Source organism: Maricaulis sp. B-26 (assembly GCF_056857855.1).
Genome location: NZ_JBSXNX010000017.1, coordinates 1 through 15,293 on the forward strand (window position 1 = coordinate 1; position 15,293 = coordinate 15,293).

The window sequence follows — 15,293 nt, forward strand, 5'->3', positions numbered from 1 at the left end:
CGCGGCGGCCCACGTCAATTCGGGACCGACTACGCACACGAATGTGCCGGGTCACGCCAATTTCTCGCGTACCCTGGACGATTCAGGAATGCGCCTTAACCGCAGTCAGGTCGCAGCTCTGCAGCGCTCGCTGGAGATGCCGGGCGGGAATGCGGCGGCGCATGTGAATTCGGGGCCGACGACGCACTCCAACGTACCCGGACATGCGGACTTCACCATGCAGCTCCAGAACCGGCAGGCGCTGAGCTTCGACCAGGTTTCGCGCATGGCAAACAGTTTCGAAAGCTCCGGTGAAAGCCTGGCGCAAACGCGCGCCCGACCGCAAAGGCGCTAGTATACCTGATGACATCGCCGTATGCCCGGAGCGCTCCGCTCGACGTCAAGCCTGTCCGGCTTGGACCGACCGATCTGGCTGCGATGGAACGTCTTTCGCGTTTTATCGCTCAGACCGCCGGGGATGCGTCATTCCGGCGCCAGCTGGCAACCGAAGCCGGGTATGCGCTGGGGCGGTATTTCGCATTTGCGCCGAGCGGGATCGATGGCTTTGCAGCCCCGACGGAGAAGCCGGATGTGCTGCTCAATGCGGCCCAGCTTTTCGGCTTCCACCTCGGCATGCCGGACAAGACCGAAATTCCGCCACAGGAATTGCGCCTGCTGGCTTATGGCACCAAGCCCGCCGCCCTGCTGCACGGACAGGAATCCTATCTGATGCGCTGGGCCGAGTGGGCGCGAAAACAGGGCTGGACAGCGATCCTGTCGCCCTATGAGTGGGTCATGACTGCCGATGACGGAAAGGGCGGATATGCCAACCTCGCGACGGACCAGCGCCGGGCGCGTGCGGGCTCGGATGCGCAACGCTCGCTGATCGTTTCCCCCGATCCGGATCGCGCGGAGATGGGCTGGCTGGGGCTGACCTATGGCTGGGATGCCCTGATGGGCGCTGTTCTGGGCTATCCGCCCTGCTGTGCCGCATCGTTCGACCGCAGATGGCCCGAGGCTGTGGCCCGTCATTCCGGCGATGTGGCCGCATTGATGCTGGCCGAGGCCGGTCCCGGCGCGCACCCTTGGAGGACAAATTCCCTGACCCGCTATTTCGGCTATTCCTTGATCGAGCATTTTCCCTGCCGCCCGGATTGTCCTGCCAGCCTGGCGATCGCAAACCGGGCTTTCGAGGCACTGGCCCTGCATGAACCGGAATTCGCCGCCGGAATGCAGAGCGTAATGAGCGCACCTGCCCTCTACACCGACCGGGACGGGATCGCGCTCTTGCCTGGCGGAACGGTCGAGGCCGACGGTACGGATATACGCTTCCCGCCCGAACGTATGGCCTGCACCCAGGCTGGCGCCCTGGCCAGCGCCCTCGCAGCCAGTGATGGCCGAATCAAGCTGGATCGCAAGGGCGATGGTTTCGAAGCGGGCGGGGTTCGTTTTTCCGGACGCGTCGCCCTGTTCGAGGCTGAGCCCGAAGGCGAAACGCAGGCCGACGCGGAGGCCGTGTGATGAGATATCTGCGCTCGGCCGGCATGGAAGCGCGCGAAGCGGCCACCCATCCGGCCCGTTTCGGCAAGCATTACGACCCGCACGCATCCGTCACGCTGGGCGATGGCGCATTGCGCGTCCAGGCCCCCGGACTCGATTTCGTGGATCTGGACGGGCGGATGTTAGCCATTCATCCCGACAGCGTGTCCTGGGCCTTCCTGACCGAGGGCGAGGCCCGGGTGCTCAAGGATCTGTCGCCCGGTTCCAGCCTCTCGTCCATCCAGGACGCCTGGCCGGGCGAGGCAACCGGAGATGCGGCGGATTTCGTGGCGGCGCTCTACCGGCGCGGCCTGGTCACGCTCAACGGGCACCGCGCCATCGATGAGGACATGTTCCGCGACGGCGCCAATGTGGAAGAGGGCCGGCTGGTCGAGATCCTTCTGACCGAAAAGTGCAATCTGGCTTGCGGGTACTGTCTGGCCGGTGCCGGGCAGGACATGCCGCATATGGCTGACGAGACGGCCAAGCGAACGATAGATCTGGCCTTCGCCATGCCGGACACGCCAAGTATCACTTTCGAATTTTCCGGCGGCGAGCCTTTCATCAAGTTCGAGCTGATGCGTGACTTGGCCGACTACATCCACACTCATCCGTTGCGGGGCGGGCGGTCCGTCTATCTGTGCGTCCAGACCAATGCCACCCTGCTCAATGAGGAGCGGGTAGACTGGATGGCGGCCAATAATGTCATTGCCGGCCTGTCGCTCGATGGCGACCCGGACGCCCACAATCTCAGCCGACCGCAGGTCAACGGCAAGGAATCCCTGTCCAAGGTGCTCAAGGGGATCGATCTGATGCAGAGCCGCGGGGTCAATTTCGGTGCTCTTGTCGTGCTCAACCGGTCCAATATCGGGTCGGTGGAAGGTCTGGTGCGCTTTCTGGTGGGGCAGGGGGTGACCCGGTTCAAACTCAATCCGATCGCCTTCCTCGGCGATGCCCGTGAGAACTGGGACGAATTCAGTCTCGGTCAGGACGAGATCATCGACTATTTCCTGGGTCTGGCGCACATGATCACGCGTGAGAAGCTCGATCTCTACGAAACCAATATTGCCGATATGACGCGTCACATCGTGTCCAAGTCGCGCCAGAGCCGGTGCTTGCGCGGCCATTGCGGGGCGGGCGACAGCTTCCAGGCGGTCGCCGCGGACGGCACGATCTATCCCTGCGGCCGCGCCACCCAGAGCCCGGGCCTGGCGATCGGCAATGTGATGGAGGAAACCGTTTCGCTGCGCGAACCCGCGCGGCGCAATCTGCATATGCAGCAGATACGGGAACGACGCCCGAAGACGCTGGAAGACTGCGTCAGTTGCGCCTATCGCGAGCTGTGCCAGTCGGGGTGTTCCGTACAGGCTTGGGAAAAATACGGAACGGTGCGCTCCAAGACGCCGGAATGCCGGTATTTCAAGACTATCTATCCTTTCCTGATGCGCTGGCTGAGCTTCGATGCGGACGCGGTCGCCCATTTCAATCGCGGCCCCTATTTCGGCGAGGGGGACCCGCTGGAAATCGCGGGCGAGACCTATATTCCCGGATGGGGCACGGCATGACGGAAACGCCTGCAATCGAAAACCCTGTTGGCGAGACCGCCCCTGGCAGCCATACGCTGATCGATCGCAGGTCGCCCCCGGCGGAACCAGTGGAATCGCGAACGGAGACGGCTCCGGCAAACGTCGGCGGACCCGATATCTCCGGCATCGTCTGGCCCGGACCGGCCGGCTCGGAAGTGGATGCGCTCGCCGCGCGCTTTGCCCACGGCTTGTGGCGCCGGACCGAAGAGCGGCTCCGGCAATACGCCGAAGGCGCGAAGACCAGTTGGGAGCAGCATGTCGCGACACGCACGCTGGCAGCACTGGATGATACGCACCCGTCTGCACGCCTGGCGGCCTTCTCGCACGCAGCGGCCTCGCTGGCTCTGTGCGACGGCAATCCGGACAGCCTGCTCGTCGAGGAAGCGTTCCGCGCGGCCCGCTTTCTGGCCGCAGCGCCGGGAGCGGCCCCGCTGGAACTCGTCCTGCCGGAGCGCGCTCTGGGCGAGAACGGGATATATTTCCCGCACGCGAATACCGTGCTGCATGCTGGACATGGCCCTGTCGCCGTGCGCAGCGACGCCGATGGCACGGTCTTTACCTGGACAGACGGGCGTGCGGTGACGGCGCCGGCCGAAGCGCCGAAGGAGAGGGTCACGCTGGCCGGACACCGGGCGACGATCCTTCCCGAAGCGGCAGGCCTGTCCGTCATGAACGGGACTCCGGATATTGCCGGCGGTATAGCAGAAGTCTCGCCGCCGCCCGACCCCGTTCCGGCCAGCGAGACTATCGAGCTGTTCCGCGAGGGCGCGACGCTTCTGAACGCGGTCTGGCCGGAGGCCTGGCAGACCAGCCGGCGCCTGCTCAACGCCATGATCATCCAGCCCCAGGACGGCGAGGGCACAACCTCGATCACGGTGGGCAGGTTGCAAGGCGCGCTGATCCTGTCGGTGCGCGATGCGGCCCAGGTCGGAGATGCGATTTGCCATGAAGGCTCTCATGCCCGGTTGAGCTTGCTCTTTCATGTCGACCCGCTGATCGAGGACGACGGAGCCGAGACGCACCCCTCGCCCTGGCGCGCCGACAAGCGACCGCTCAAGGGGCTTCTCAACGGCCTCCATTCTTTCGTGAATGTCTGCGCCTATTATCGCCGTCTCGGCGAGGTGAAGCCGGAATACGCCGAGGGTGCCGCGCGCATCCACGATCTCCAGGCCGCGCGCGTCCGCGAGGCGTGGGCGTATTTTGCACCCCGCGCTAAGCCGACCGCAATGGGACAGGCCGTGCTGGAGGAAATCGAGCAGGCGGTGAAAGCCCTATGAGCCGGATCGATTATGCCCTGAATGTCGATGCCGACCAGACTGCCGAGATCGCGCGTTTCGTCGAAGCCCATGGTTTCTCCCTGACGCCGGGCGCCGTCCTGCCGGATGCACTGTTCGCCGCGCTCAAGGCCGAAGCCGCAGCCCAGCGCGGCGGCGGATGGAGCGAGACGACGCGAGAGGCAAGTCCCTATCGGGCCTGCCGCGCCGAGCCGGGTGAAACCGCCAGGGCCTTTCTTTCACACCCCGATACGCTGGCCTTCCTGGAGCGCATATTCGGCGAACCCATGCTGCCCGCCTTCGAGGCAAGCTGTTTTACCTATTATGAAAATGAAGGCGACTTCCTCGCCCGGCACAAAGACCGGTCGGTCGCTTGCGCAGCGACGCTGATCGTCTATCTCGACGTGATTTCGGGCGAGGCCGGGCGGGATGCGCCCGGATTGCAACTGCACGTGTTCGGCCGCGAGGACACGGTCGACGAACCCGCAGTCATTCTCGGCTCCGCCGAAAACGCCATCGCGGTCGGTCGCGGATCGAGGGTCTGGCACGAGCGACCGCCGCTGGGCCCGGGCGAGGCCGTCACGGCGCTCACGGCCTGTTTCACGCCCGCCAATTTCGTCGTCGAGGCCAAGGGCGCGCGTGATGCGGACCTGGCCGACACCCTCAGCGAGGAGGGCTATGCCGCCTATCGGCGCGGAGAGCTGGAGCGTGCGCACGAGCGCTTCCGTCAGGCCCTGTCGCGCGATCCGGAGTGCGACATGGCGTGGGCCGGTCATGGTTTCGCCTATTGGTCGCGCGGCTTGTTCGAGCTGGCGCTGGCCGCTTTCCAGAGCGCCGCAAGACTGGACGGTGCGAGCGCCTCGCACTGGTCGAATATCGGGCTGTGCCTGCGTGATATGGGAGAGCCGGAGCGCGCGCTCGCTGCTTTTCGGACCTCCGTCTCGATCGACCCGGCATACGCTCCGGCCTGGAATGAATGGGGCAATGTGCTGCAGGATTGCGGTCAGGCCGATGAGGCGCTCGAATTCTACTACAGGGCCCTGGCGATCGATCCGGCCCGGGCCGTCGTGCACCATAATCTCGGCGTGGCGCTGACCCGCTGCAACGAGCCCATGCAGGCCTATCACGCTTTCCAGGAAGCACTGAGCCGCGATCCGGGCTATTCGCACGCACTGGAAGAGCTCGGCGTGCTGTATCTCAATGCCGGCATGACGGAGGCGGCCCGGGACGCCCTGCAGCGGGCCGGAACGCCGCGCGCCGCGAACATCCTGGCGGGGGCCGGCCAGGCGCTGCCAGACAAAACCGGACTGATCTCGGAAGTCTCAACTTGAGCCTACTTTAGGCCGCGATTTGACGCCATTCGGCCGGGGCGGCGGAGCGGTTTTGGTTGAAGTCAGGTCGTGGACAGCGGAAAGCGGACATCCATCATCACCGCCAGGCGGATGATCTCGGGCGAAGTCTTGAAGTATCTGAAGAGATTACGCATCGGAAAAGGCTTCGAAATCGCTCCTTCGCGCTCAAACCGTTTTCCTCTGACACTGCCAACCAGAGTACCCGGACCGCCTCACTTGGCGGTTTGAGATTTGGGGCGAATTGCGGGGTATGGGGCAGCCTTGCTCGCGTCTCAGGCGGGAGAGCGTGTCTGCAAGCAGCGGAAACTTGACGGGAATTTGGAAGATCGATGGACCCAGGCCACAAAGCGGGGTCTGGGTGGCGGTGAGGGTGGGATTCGAACCCACGAGACGGGGACACCGCCTACACGCGTTCCAGGCGTGCGCCTTCGACCACTCGGCCACCTCACCGCAGGAGGCGCGGACTATACCCATCGAGACGCGTTCGGCAAGGAGAGAGTCAGCAGGCTGTACAGTCCGGGGCCCTGCACTTCTCCCTCTGGCATTCGGCTCGCGATCTCCTATCTTTCCGGTATACGCAACCGGCTCCGGAGCCCGCCATGTCAGACCTTGTCTGGAAGTCCAATCTGATCCCCGCGGAAGAGGCCCTTCCCGGCCGCCAGGACGCAATTCCAACGGCGGACACGCATTTCATCACCGGCCGCGACCTCAAGCTCGCCGCTCCGGAAGGCATGCAGGAGATCGTGCTGGGTATGGGCTGTTTCTGGGGCGTGGAGCGCCTGTTCTGGGAAACGCCGGGCGTCTGGCACACGGCCGCCGGTTATGCCGGCGGGTCCACGCCGAACCCGAGCTATGAGGAAGTCTGCTCCGGGCGGACCGGTCACACAGAAGCCGTCCGGGCCGTTTTCGATCCGAGCGTCATCCCGCTGGACGACCTTCTCAAGGTGTTCTGGGAGGGGCACGATCCCACCCAGGGTATGCGCCAGGGCAATGATCGCGGTACGCAATACCGCTCGGCGATCTATACGACCACGTCCGAACAGGCCGATCTGGCGCGCACCAGCCTCGAGGCCTACCAGGCGGAACTCGACAAGTCGGGTCACGGTCAGATCACGACCGAAATCGCGCCGGCCGGCACTTTCTTCTATGCCGAAGACTATCATCAGCAATACCTGGCCAAGAATCCGGACGGCTATTGCGGGCTGGGCGGTACGGGCGTGGTCTGTCCGATCGGCGTCGGCGTCTCGGCCTGACGGGGTTCCGGGCACGTCACAGAAGCGCTGACAAGGCAGAGCGGTCTCGTTAGGGTCGAGCCCGTCAAGGAGACCCGCATGCCGCATTTCCCAAGTCTCGCCGAAGACGACTATCTCGAGGCCTTGTTCAAGCGGTTTCCGCGAGGCGTCGCGCCTCTTCTCGCCCTGCATGACGACATCATGCGTGCCCCTTCGGCCTTGTCGACGGGACAGCGCGAACTGATCTCGGCCTATGTCTCCGGCCTGAATGCCTGCCATTTCTGCTATGGTGCCCACAAGACCATGGCCCAGGCATTCGGCTATGATCCGGACTTCGTCGAGACGCTGGTCCATGACGGACCGGAAGCCGCCGGCGTCGAGGCATCCATGATCCCGCTGCTCGACTATGTGCGGCAGCTCACCGAGACACCGTCCCGCACGACCCGGGCGCAGGCCGATGCCGTGCTCGCGGCCGGCTGGAGCGAGGAGGCGCTGTACGACGCCGTTCAGGTCACCGCGCTGTTCAATTTCATGAACCGGATTCTCGACGGCGCGGGCATTGCCCCCAAGCCGCTCTTCTCCACGCCAGGCGAATCCGACCTGAAGGCCCGGCGCGAAGGAAACTACACCGATTGGGGCCGGGCTGCCGGGTTGATCGAATGACCCGACTGATCGCCTTTGACGTGGACTCGACTCTCTTGCGGGTCGAGTCCCTGGACACCGCTATCGAGGCGGCCCTCGGCAGCGCTGCGGGCAGTGCGGATGCGCGAAAGCGGCTGCACGAGATCACCAGGGCCGGCATGACCGGCTCCATGCCGCTGCGGGAAAGCCTGGAGGCGCGCCTTCACATGGCCGCACTCGACCGGGCGCGCGTTGACGAGATTGCCGAGCGCCTGCGCAAGCGGGTGACGCCGGGCATGGCGCCGCTGCTGGCAAAGCTGCGCGACCGGGGCGACCGGCTGCACGCCATTTCCGGCGGTTTCGCCGATCTGATCGCGCCGGTACTCGAGGATCTCGGTTTCGCGGCGGACACGGTTCACGCAAACCGCTTTACCTGGGACGGCGACAAGGTGGCCGGGCTCGACCCGGACATCCCGCTCTCGCGCAATGGCGGCAAGGGCGATGTGCTCAACGCAATCGGCGGCGGCGCGTCCGAAACGGTCATGGTCGGTGACGGGATGACGGACTTCGAGGCCTTCGAGACCGGGGCGGTGGACCGTTTCGTCGGTTTCGGCCTGATCGCCCGCCGCGAAGTCCTGATCGCGGCCTGCGAGTATGCCGGCGCAGACTATGTGCGTTCCATGGACGGCCTGGCCAAGGCGCTGGGCCTTCGCTGAAAGCGCTTCGGCCCGGGCGCCGGTTGTCAGCCCGCGATGAGGCGGGCCCGGATCGACCCTTCCAGACCGTTGACCTGATCGATGAAGCCCGGCGGCAATTCGCCTTCCAGATCCGAGGCGACATAGCCCAGCGCGCCGCGCGTCTCCAGACGCTGGGCGGCGATATTGGCGGTCGAGGCGCTGATCACGTCATTGAGGCGCGACAGGAAGCCGGGCGCGTTCTGGTGGAAGCTGAGCAGGCGGACCCGGCCCGGCTTGATCTCGCCGGGCTCGATCTCCGGCACATTGACGGCGCCCTTGGTGGAGCCCTGCGAGAGGTAGCGCGCCAGCTTGCTGGACACGTCCTCGCCGATCGACGCCTGGGCCTCGAGGGTCGAGCCGCCGATATGCGGGGTCAGAATGACGTTCTGGAAGGCCTGGAGCGGCGAGACGAAGGCCTCGTCCTTCGATGCCGGCTCCTTGGGGAAGACATCGACGGCGGCGCCGTTCAGGTGCCCGCTCTCGAGGGCGGCTGCGAGCGCGTCGATATCGACGAGATCGCCCCGCGCCTGATTGATGAAGATACTGCCCTTCTTCATCTTGCCCAGTGCCTCGGAGTCGATCATGCCGCGCGTCTGCGGCGTGGACGGGACGTGGATGGTGATCGCGTCGGAGATTTCCAGCAATTCGTCCAGCGACCCGCAGGAGCGCGCATTGCCGTGCGCCAGCTTGGGCTCGATATCGTAGAAATAGACGTGCATGCCGAGTGCGGAGGCCAGCACGCTGAGCTGCGAGCCGATATTGCCGTAGCCGATAATCCCCAGCTTCTTGGCCCGCACCTCGTGCGAATTGGTGGCCGATTTCAGCCATTCGCCTCGCATTGCCGCGGAAGAACGCATGGGGATGCCGCGCATCAGCATGATGACGGAGGCCAGGGTCAGTTCCGCCACCGAGCGGGTATTGCCGAAGGGGCCGTTGAAGACGGGGATGCCCCGCGTCTCGGCGGTGTCGAGATCGACCTGGTTGGTGCCGATGCAGAAACAGCCGAGCGCCTGCAGCGCGGGCGCGGCGTCGAAGGCCGCCCGGTTCATCTTCGTCCGCGAGCGTATTCCCGCCAGGGAGGCCGTTCCGAGCGCGGCATGAAGCGCATCGACCGGCAAGGCGGCCGCGTGGCGCTCGATCTCCATACCGGCCGCCTCGAAGGCGCGGTCGGCGAGCGGGTGGATGTTCTCGAAGAGGACGACTTTATCGGACATGACGGCGACTCTCGCGGCAGGACGGCTCAACCTAGTTAAGCGATTTGTACCGCACCGCAACATGTCCGGCGCGCCTTGGCCACCCCCGGCCGGAAACCGGGCATGGCCGGGCGCGAAAGATTATTCGGCGTTCAGGGCGCGAACCGCTGCAAGCGTCTGATCGACGTGGTCATAGGGGTTCATGTCGGACCAGGTGAAGGCAATCGTCGAATTTTGGTCGATTACATACGAGGTGCGGCTGGTCCAGCCTGGACGCATCATCAGCCGGACTTCGTAATCGCCCATCATGTCGTCGCCGAGGGCGAAGACCGGGAATGCGCTGGCGCAGTGCTGCGTGGAGAATTCAGCCAGCCGGTCCGTATTGCCGCCGGTCACGCCGATCACCGTCGCGCCCTCGGTCTCGAAGGTCTCGATGGATTCGGCAAAGCTCGCCGCCTGGGCTTCGCAGCCGGACGTGAATGCGGCCGGGAAGAAGAAGAGTACGACGGGACCGTCGGCCAGGGCCTCGGCGAGATGGAAGGAGACCGGCTCTCCGCCCTGGAAGCCTTCGACCGTGAAGTCCGGAGCGGTCTCTCCCGGGTCCAGTTCGGCCAGAGCGGCGCCGGACAGGCAGGTGGCCGCAGCGATAGAGGCAATGAAACGACGCATGGGAGCTCCCTCGAGGCGCGATTTGTACAGTCACAAGATGGCGCGGATCGCCGCGGAAGCAAGGGCTCTGGCCCATTCGGCCGGGATTTCCGTTGCCCGATAACACGCTATGATATAATTTCCGTCACACGCAATCGAAAGGAGAGCGTCATGCTCGACGAAACTGATGTGCGTACCGGCGTTCTGGCCTTTTCCGACATACCCCAACTCCCCGGCAGTTGGTGGACCGGCTCGCCGCCGGACGACCCGGCCGTCGTCTGGACCGTATGGGACCGCGACAGCTATTACCTGTGGGGGGCCAATGCCGGCAATTACGGCCATGAAGACGATATCGGCACGATTATAGGCGGTGCCGGCATGGCGGGGACAAACGGTCCGACGCGCGGCCGCAATCATCCGCATTATATCGGCATCATCACGATGAATTACGGCGACATGCCGAAGAATGCGGCTGCCTATATGAAACTGGGCAAGCTGGCGGCGGCCGGCAAGACGATCGTCGTGCCGACCTGGAAGGGTCGTTTCTCGCTGGGAACCGGCATCGGCGCCAGCCAGCCGAACTGGGCCGGCATCCAGGCATCGATCCTCCAGGCCATTGTGGATCTGGGCGAAACCTGCGCGCGGGTCGACATCCCTGACGGAACCTACTGGCCCGACGAAAACGCGTCGCCGGTAAAGGACTACCCGATCACGAGCCTTAACGACATCCAGACGATTATCGACACCGTGCTGGCCGACGCGGCGGCGCCTGCCTAGTCGTCGTCCATCTTGAGCGCGGCGATGAAGGCGTTGCCCAAATACTTCGCGTACTATGCCTACCTCGGGCCCGCGAAAGAACATACCATGAACATTGATGGCATGGTTAATGCATCGAAATTCTCTCGATACTATAGGAGCGAAGCATGGCTGAGACTTCAATCGAATGGACCGATGTAACATGGAATCCCGTTGCAGGGTGTGCAATCGCGACGAGTGGATGCTCCAATTGCTATGCGATGCGAATGGCCGCCAGGCTTGAAACGATGGGCGTGGAAAAATATTCCGGCCTCACAAGAAAGAGCGGTGGTCGATCGGTATGGACCGGCAAAATTTACCTTGATGAAAGCGCGCTTGAAACTCCGCTTCGATGGAAGAAACCTCGCAAGGTCTTCGTCAATTCGATGTCAGACCTGTTCCATCCCGATGTTCCACCAGATTTTGTGCGTAAGGTCTGGAATACGATGCAAAGCACGCCGCAACATACATACCAGATCCTCACCAAGCGGCCCGATAGAATGCGCATCATTTTGTCTGAACTGGGGGGCCCCGTTCTACCAAACGTTTGGCTCGGAACGAGCGTCGAAGATTCTCAAGTCTTGTGCCGTCTGGATGACCTGCGCGGTGTTCCTGCCGCGATTCGCTTCGTTTCGTTTGAGCCCCTGATCGGGTCGGTTTCCGGATGCAATTTGCACGGAATTCATTGGGCGATAGTCGGAGGCGAATCTGGCCCGAAAGCACGACCAATGGCACCAAAATGGGTTGAGGAAATTAGGCTACGCTGCCTAGTCTCTGAAACCGCATTTTTCTTCAAGCAATGGGGAGGAACGAACAAAAAAGCGGCCGGCCGCACTTACAAAGGGCAAACTTGGGATCAATTGCCGGAAATTAGAATGTGATCTGCAATTTTACCCGCCAAAGCCTGTGCTTTGGAACTCTTATTCGAAACCAAAAAATATAGCGAAAACATTGGTGACCCGCGATCATTGTACAATCGCCTTGGCCCCTTCACGAGCGGAAAAATCGTCTTCAATCGCTTCGTCACAAATTTCTCAATGATGTCGATTTTGGCCTGGCGAACCGTCTCTCGCGGCTCCTGCGCATCGAACAGTCCAGCTTGAGGGTCGGGAGGATACCAAGCCTTTTCCCATTCGTCCGTGCCTAACATTCGATTCAGCGCGCATCGCTTTGATTCATCAAGCTTAGATCTTTGGACTGTCGCTTGTCGGTATAGACCCGATAAAGACACTAGGTACCAAATGTCCAATGATCCTATTTCGCTCAGTCCCTTCAACGTCTCCCAATCAACGCTCATCCCATATGGATCGAGAAAAAGGACCCCGCGCACTTTATTCCACCCCTTCCAGTCTATAGACTCCTGAAGGAATTTATTTGCGTCTCCACAACGAATTTCTATTTGACGATCAGGGTACTCGCGCTTGAGACCCTTCAATGCTTGAGCATGACTTTTCTTACGGTCGAAAAAGAACAAACGATCAAACTGAGGCGAAGTTTCTAAAGCGATCCTTGCAGACCCCTTTTTTGCTTCCACAATTTGCGATGGCTTCGTCACCCAAAGACTTGGTTCGTCCGTGCTAAGCTTTATCGTCCGCTCGCCTGTTCCCGCGAAGGCATCAATGTACCATAGCTCAAATGGGCAGGATAAATTCGGCTTTCCCTGAAGCGCGGTAGTGAATGCCCTGAGGTAGGCTTCCACCATCGCCAGCTTGATGTCCGTCAGCCCACTCCCAAAAATATGCTCGCTCAAAACGACCCCCAAGCGCCTTCACGCAATGATAGGTCGTATTTTTAATTGAGTTCAACTATTTTGGTAAGCACGGCGGCGCCTGCCTAGTCGTCGTCCATCTTGAGCGCGGCGATGAAGGCTTCCTGCGGGATTTCGACCTTGCCGAACTGGCGCATCTTCTTCTTGCCGGCCTTCTGCTTGTCCAGAAGCTTGCGCTTCCGGGTGGCGTCGCCGCCATAGCATTTCGCCGTCACGTCCTTGCGCAGGGCGGACAGGGTTTCGCGGGCGATGATCCGGCCGCCGAGCGCTGCCTGGATCGGGATCTTGAACATGTGCCGCGGGATCAGATCCTTGAGCTTCTCGCACATGGCCCGGCCGCGCACTTCGGCGCGGGCGCGGTGCACGACCATGGAGAGTGCGTCCACCGGCTCGTCATTGACCAGGATCGACATTTTCACGAGATCGCCCTCGCGGTCCTCGATCCACTGATAGTCGAAGGAGGCATAGCCCTTGGAGACCGATTTCAGACGGTCATAGAAGTCGAACACGACCTCGTTGAGCGGCAGCTCGTAGACCACCATGGCGCGGTTGCCGGCATAGGTCAGCTCGGTCTGGATGCCGCGGCGGTCCTGGCAGAGTTTGAGCACGCCGCCGAGATACTCGTCCGGCACCAGGATGGTCGCCTTGATCCAGGGTTCGGCGATGGTGTCGATCTTCACCGGATCGGGCATGTCGGCCGGGTTGTGAAGCTCGATCTCCTCCCCGTCCGTCATCTTGATCCGGTAGACCACGGACGGCGCCGTGGTGATCAGCTCGATATCGTATTCGCGCTCGAGACGCTCGCGGATAACCTCGAGGTGCAGCAGGCCGAGGAAGCCGCAGCGGAAACCGAAACCGAGCGCTGCCGAGGTCTCCATCTCATAGGAGAAGGAGGCGTCGTTGAGCGCCAGCTTCTCGATGGCCTCGCGCAAATCCTCGAACTCGGCGCTGTCGACCGGGAAGAGGCCGCAGAAGACCACGGGCTGGGCCGGCTTGTAGCCGGTCAGCGGCTTGTCGGCAGGACGTCTGTCGTCGGTCACCGTGTCGCCGACGCGGGCATCGCGGACCTGTTTGATCGAGGCGTTGAGAAAGCCGATCTCGCCCGGGCCGAGGCTGTCGATCATTTCCTTTTTTGGGCGGAATACGCCCACGCCGTCGACCGGATAGGCGGCCCCCGTTCCCATGAGGCGGACTTTCATGCCCTTTTTCAGCGTCCCGTCGATCACCCGCACCAGGCAGATGACGCCGAGATAGGGGTCGTACCAGCTGTCGACCAGCATGGCCTTGAGCGGCGCGTCCGGATCGCCGGCATCCGGCGCCGGCAGGCGGGAGACGATGGCTTCGAGCACGTCGGGAATGCCCAGGCCCGTCTTGGCGGAAATCTCCACGGCGTCGGACGCGTCAAGGCCGATCACATCCTCGATCTGTTCCTTCACCCGCTCCGGTTCGGCGGCCGGCAGGTCGATCTTGTTGAGCACCGGGACGATCTCGTGATCGACCTCGATGGCCTGATAGACATTGGCCAGCGTCTGCGCTTCCACGCCCTGGGAGGCATCGACGACGAGGAGCGAGCCCTCGCAGGCGGCGAGAGACCGGTTGACCTCATAGGCGAAGTCGACATGGCCGGGCGTGTCGATCAGGTTGAGGACGTAGGTCTTGCCGTCCTTGGCCGTATAGTCGAGGCGCACGGTCTGCGCCTTGATCGTGATGCCCCGTTCGCGCTCGAGTTCCATATTGTCGAGCACTTGCTGTTTCATCTCACGATTGGTGAGACCACCGGTGAACTGGATCAGCCGGTCGGCAAGCGTGGATTTCCCGTGGTCGATGTGCGCCACGATGGAGAAATTGCGGATAAGGGACGGATCTGTGCTCATGGAGCGGGCAGGTAGCATTGCCGCGCCCTTTGGCCAAGCAGGATCGGCTGTAATGACGAATGAATACGTCCGGTGCCGCGGCCGCCCGGGCGGCCCCGCCGGTTTCGGTCGCACCCAGGACCGGGCTAAAGCACCACGAAGATCGCCCTGACAAGCACCCAGACCGCCATGACGATCACGATCACCGAACCGATCGTATAGAAAGTCGCGCGCACTTCGTGCGGCTGACCGGTCGCGTAGACGACCGCATGGATCAGGCGGGCCGCCACGAAGCCGTACATAAGGACCTGCGCCGCGAGGAGCGGCGGTGCAATCGCCACGAAGAGAAGTCCGATAACGAGAAAGGCCGGGATATTCTCCAGATCATTGCGATGCATGCGCCGCGAACGCTCGACATAATCATTCGGCTCCAGCTGCTCGGGGCGCGGATTCTTGTTGATCAGGCCGCGCTGCAGGTCTTCCGGGCTGACCAGGCCGGAATCGCTTCGCAGCATGCGATAGACCGTCATCCAGCCCTGCCCCATGATTTTAAGCACCATGAGCGCTGCTGCGATCAGATAGGTCGCGAAAACCGGATTCTCGATCGTGTACACGGACATGGCGAGCCTCCCTCATTGCGGCGCCGAGTGTCGGCCTCGATCCGCAAGAAAGCAATCGCACGACAAGCGGAAGACGACACGCAGCGATGGAAAGAT

At 62.7% G+C, this 15,293-nt stretch carries 15 protein-coding genes, 1 tRNA gene and 1 pseudogene; 10 read left to right on the forward strand and 7 right to left on the reverse strand.

What is annotated here, in order from left to right; all coding sequences use genetic code 11:
- From AC13HB_RS04320 to AC13HB_RS04340, 5 genes are all read left to right on the forward strand, one after another.
- Window positions 1-334 (forward strand): hypothetical protein (locus tag AC13HB_RS04320; protein WP_482948501.1); only part of this gene is annotated, 334 nt, incomplete at its 5' end.
- A gap of 8 nt (window positions 335-342) precedes the next feature.
- Window positions 343-1,500, forward strand: a complete 1,158-nt coding sequence (locus AC13HB_RS04325) for a hypothetical protein (protein ID WP_482948502.1) — start codon at window positions 343-345, stop codon at window positions 1,498-1,500.
- On the forward strand, window positions 1,500-3,083 hold the full coding sequence (locus AC13HB_RS04330) for a radical SAM protein (protein WP_482948503.1): 1,584 nt from the start codon (window positions 1,500-1,502) through the stop codon (window positions 3,081-3,083). Before AC13HB_RS04325 ends, AC13HB_RS04330 begins: the two co-directional genes overlap by 1 nt.
- A complete protein-coding gene (locus AC13HB_RS04335; protein WP_482948504.1) occupies window positions 3,080-4,381 on the forward strand; it encodes an aKG-HExxH-type peptide beta-hydroxylase in 1,302 nt (433 codons plus the stop codon). Before AC13HB_RS04330 ends, AC13HB_RS04335 begins: the two co-directional genes overlap by 4 nt.
- On the forward strand, window positions 4,378-5,709 hold the full coding sequence (locus AC13HB_RS04340) for a tetratricopeptide repeat protein (protein WP_482948505.1): 1,332 nt from the start codon (window positions 4,378-4,380) through the stop codon (window positions 5,707-5,709). Before AC13HB_RS04335 ends, AC13HB_RS04340 begins: the two co-directional genes overlap by 4 nt.
- Before the next feature lie 71 nt (window positions 5,710-5,780).
- Here AC13HB_RS04340 and AC13HB_RS04345 read toward each other — a convergent pair.
- Window positions 5,781-5,864, reverse strand: a pseudogene (locus AC13HB_RS04345) (IS6 family transposase); the annotation flags it as partial.
- 225 nt (window positions 5,865-6,089) lie between these two features.
- Window positions 6,090-6,180 (reverse strand) — tRNA-Ser (locus AC13HB_RS04350).
- A gap of 149 nt (window positions 6,181-6,329) precedes the next feature.
- Here AC13HB_RS04350 and msrA point away from each other — a divergent pair.
- The 3 genes from msrA (at window position 6,330) to AC13HB_RS04365 (ending at window position 8,299) form a co-directional block, all read left to right on the forward strand.
- Window positions 6,330-6,983 carry a peptide-methionine (S)-S-oxide reductase MsrA gene (gene msrA / locus AC13HB_RS04355; protein ID WP_482948506.1) on the forward strand — a complete coding sequence of 218 codons (654 nt, stop codon included), beginning with the start codon at window positions 6,330-6,332 and terminating at the stop codon, window positions 6,981-6,983.
- Between the two features lie 78 nt (window positions 6,984-7,061).
- Window positions 7,062-7,625, forward strand: coding sequence for a carboxymuconolactone decarboxylase family protein (locus tag AC13HB_RS04360; RefSeq protein ID WP_482948507.1), 564 nt, complete (start codon window positions 7,062-7,064; stop codon window positions 7,623-7,625).
- Complete coding sequence (locus AC13HB_RS04365; RefSeq protein ID WP_482948508.1) at window positions 7,622-8,299, forward strand: HAD-IB family phosphatase; 678 nt, start codon at window positions 7,622-7,624, stop codon at window positions 8,297-8,299. The genes AC13HB_RS04360 and AC13HB_RS04365 overlap by 4 nt, the downstream gene beginning before the upstream one ends.
- A 26-nt stretch (window positions 8,300-8,325) precedes the next feature.
- Here the strand turns inward: AC13HB_RS04365 and serA are convergent, their stop codons facing one another.
- Together serA and AC13HB_RS04375 are read right to left on the reverse strand one after the other, a co-directional pair.
- Window positions 8,326-9,534: a phosphoglycerate dehydrogenase gene (serA, locus tag AC13HB_RS04370; protein WP_482948509.1), complete on the reverse strand. Its 1,209-nt coding sequence runs from the start codon at window positions 9,532-9,534 to the stop codon at window positions 8,326-8,328.
- 120 nt (window positions 9,535-9,654) lie between these two features.
- Window positions 9,655-10,182 carry a peroxiredoxin gene (locus AC13HB_RS04375; RefSeq protein ID WP_482948510.1) on the reverse strand — a complete coding sequence of 176 codons (528 nt, stop codon included), beginning with the start codon at window positions 10,180-10,182 and terminating at the stop codon, window positions 9,655-9,657.
- 150 nt (window positions 10,183-10,332) lie between these two features.
- Here AC13HB_RS04375 and AC13HB_RS04380 point away from each other — a divergent pair, with 150 nt between their 5' ends.
- Window positions 10,333-10,938 carry a hypothetical protein gene (locus AC13HB_RS04380; protein WP_482948511.1) on the forward strand — a complete coding sequence of 202 codons (606 nt, stop codon included), beginning with the start codon at window positions 10,333-10,335 and terminating at the stop codon, window positions 10,936-10,938.
- A gap of 146 nt (window positions 10,939-11,084) precedes the next feature.
- Complete coding sequence (locus AC13HB_RS04385) at window positions 11,085-11,837, forward strand: DUF5131 family protein (RefSeq protein ID WP_482948512.1); 753 nt, start codon at window positions 11,085-11,087, stop codon at window positions 11,835-11,837.
- Here the strand turns inward: AC13HB_RS04385 and tcmP are convergent.
- From tcmP to AC13HB_RS04400, 3 genes are all read right to left on the reverse strand, one after another.
- Entirely contained in the window at window positions 11,813-12,706 is an 894-nt protein-coding gene (gene tcmP, locus AC13HB_RS04390; RefSeq protein ID WP_482948513.1) for a three-Cys-motif partner protein TcmP, read from the reverse strand. The two genes, AC13HB_RS04385 and tcmP, sit on opposite strands and share 25 nt — an antisense overlap.
- A gap of 83 nt (window positions 12,707-12,789) precedes the next feature.
- Entirely contained in the window at window positions 12,790-14,598 is a 1,809-nt protein-coding gene (gene lepA / locus AC13HB_RS04395) for a translation elongation factor 4 (protein WP_482948514.1), read from the reverse strand.
- Window positions 14,599-14,723: 125 nt separating this feature from the next.
- Entirely contained in the window at window positions 14,724-15,197 is a 474-nt protein-coding gene (locus tag AC13HB_RS04400) for an MAPEG family protein (protein ID WP_482948515.1), read from the reverse strand.
- Window positions 15,198-15,293: the final 96 nt, after the last annotated feature.

Excerpts from the sequence above, each read along its gene's own strand:
- AC13HB_RS04325 (WP_482948502.1), top strand. The coding sequence starts at position 343 with ATGACATCGCCGTATGCCCGGAGCGCTCCGCTCGACGTCAAGCCTGTC.
- AC13HB_RS04330 (WP_482948503.1), top strand. The coding sequence starts at position 1,500 with ATGAGATATCTGCGCTCGGCCGGCATGGAAGCGCGCGAAGCGGCCACC.
- AC13HB_RS04335 (WP_482948504.1), top strand. The coding sequence starts at position 3,080 with ATGACGGAAACGCCTGCAATCGAAAACCCTGTTGGCGAGACCGCCCCT.
- AC13HB_RS04340 (WP_482948505.1), top strand. The coding sequence starts at position 4,378 with ATGAGCCGGATCGATTATGCCCTGAATGTCGATGCCGACCAGACTGCC.
- msrA (WP_482948506.1), top strand. The coding sequence starts at position 6,330 with ATGTCAGACCTTGTCTGGAAGTCCAATCTGATCCCCGCGGAAGAGGCC.
- AC13HB_RS04360 (WP_482948507.1), top strand. The coding sequence starts at position 7,062 with ATGCCGCATTTCCCAAGTCTCGCCGAAGACGACTATCTCGAGGCCTTG.
- AC13HB_RS04365 (WP_482948508.1), top strand. The coding sequence starts at position 7,622 with ATGACCCGACTGATCGCCTTTGACGTGGACTCGACTCTCTTGCGGGTC.
- serA (WP_482948509.1), bottom strand. The coding sequence starts at position 9,534 with ATGTCCGATAAAGTCGTCCTCTTCGAGAACATCCACCCGCTCGCCGAC.
- AC13HB_RS04375 (WP_482948510.1), bottom strand. The coding sequence starts at position 10,182 with ATGCGTCGTTTCATTGCCTCTATCGCTGCGGCCACCTGCCTGTCCGGC.
- AC13HB_RS04380 (WP_482948511.1), top strand. The coding sequence starts at position 10,333 with ATGCTCGACGAAACTGATGTGCGTACCGGCGTTCTGGCCTTTTCCGAC.
- AC13HB_RS04385 (WP_482948512.1), top strand. The coding sequence starts at position 11,085 with ATGGCTGAGACTTCAATCGAATGGACCGATGTAACATGGAATCCCGTT.
- lepA (WP_482948514.1), bottom strand. The coding sequence starts at position 14,598 with ATGAGCACAGATCCGTCCCTTATCCGCAATTTCTCCATCGTGGCGCAC.
- AC13HB_RS04400 (WP_482948515.1), bottom strand. The coding sequence starts at position 15,197 with ATGTCCGTGTACACGATCGAGAATCCGGTTTTCGCGACCTATCTGATC.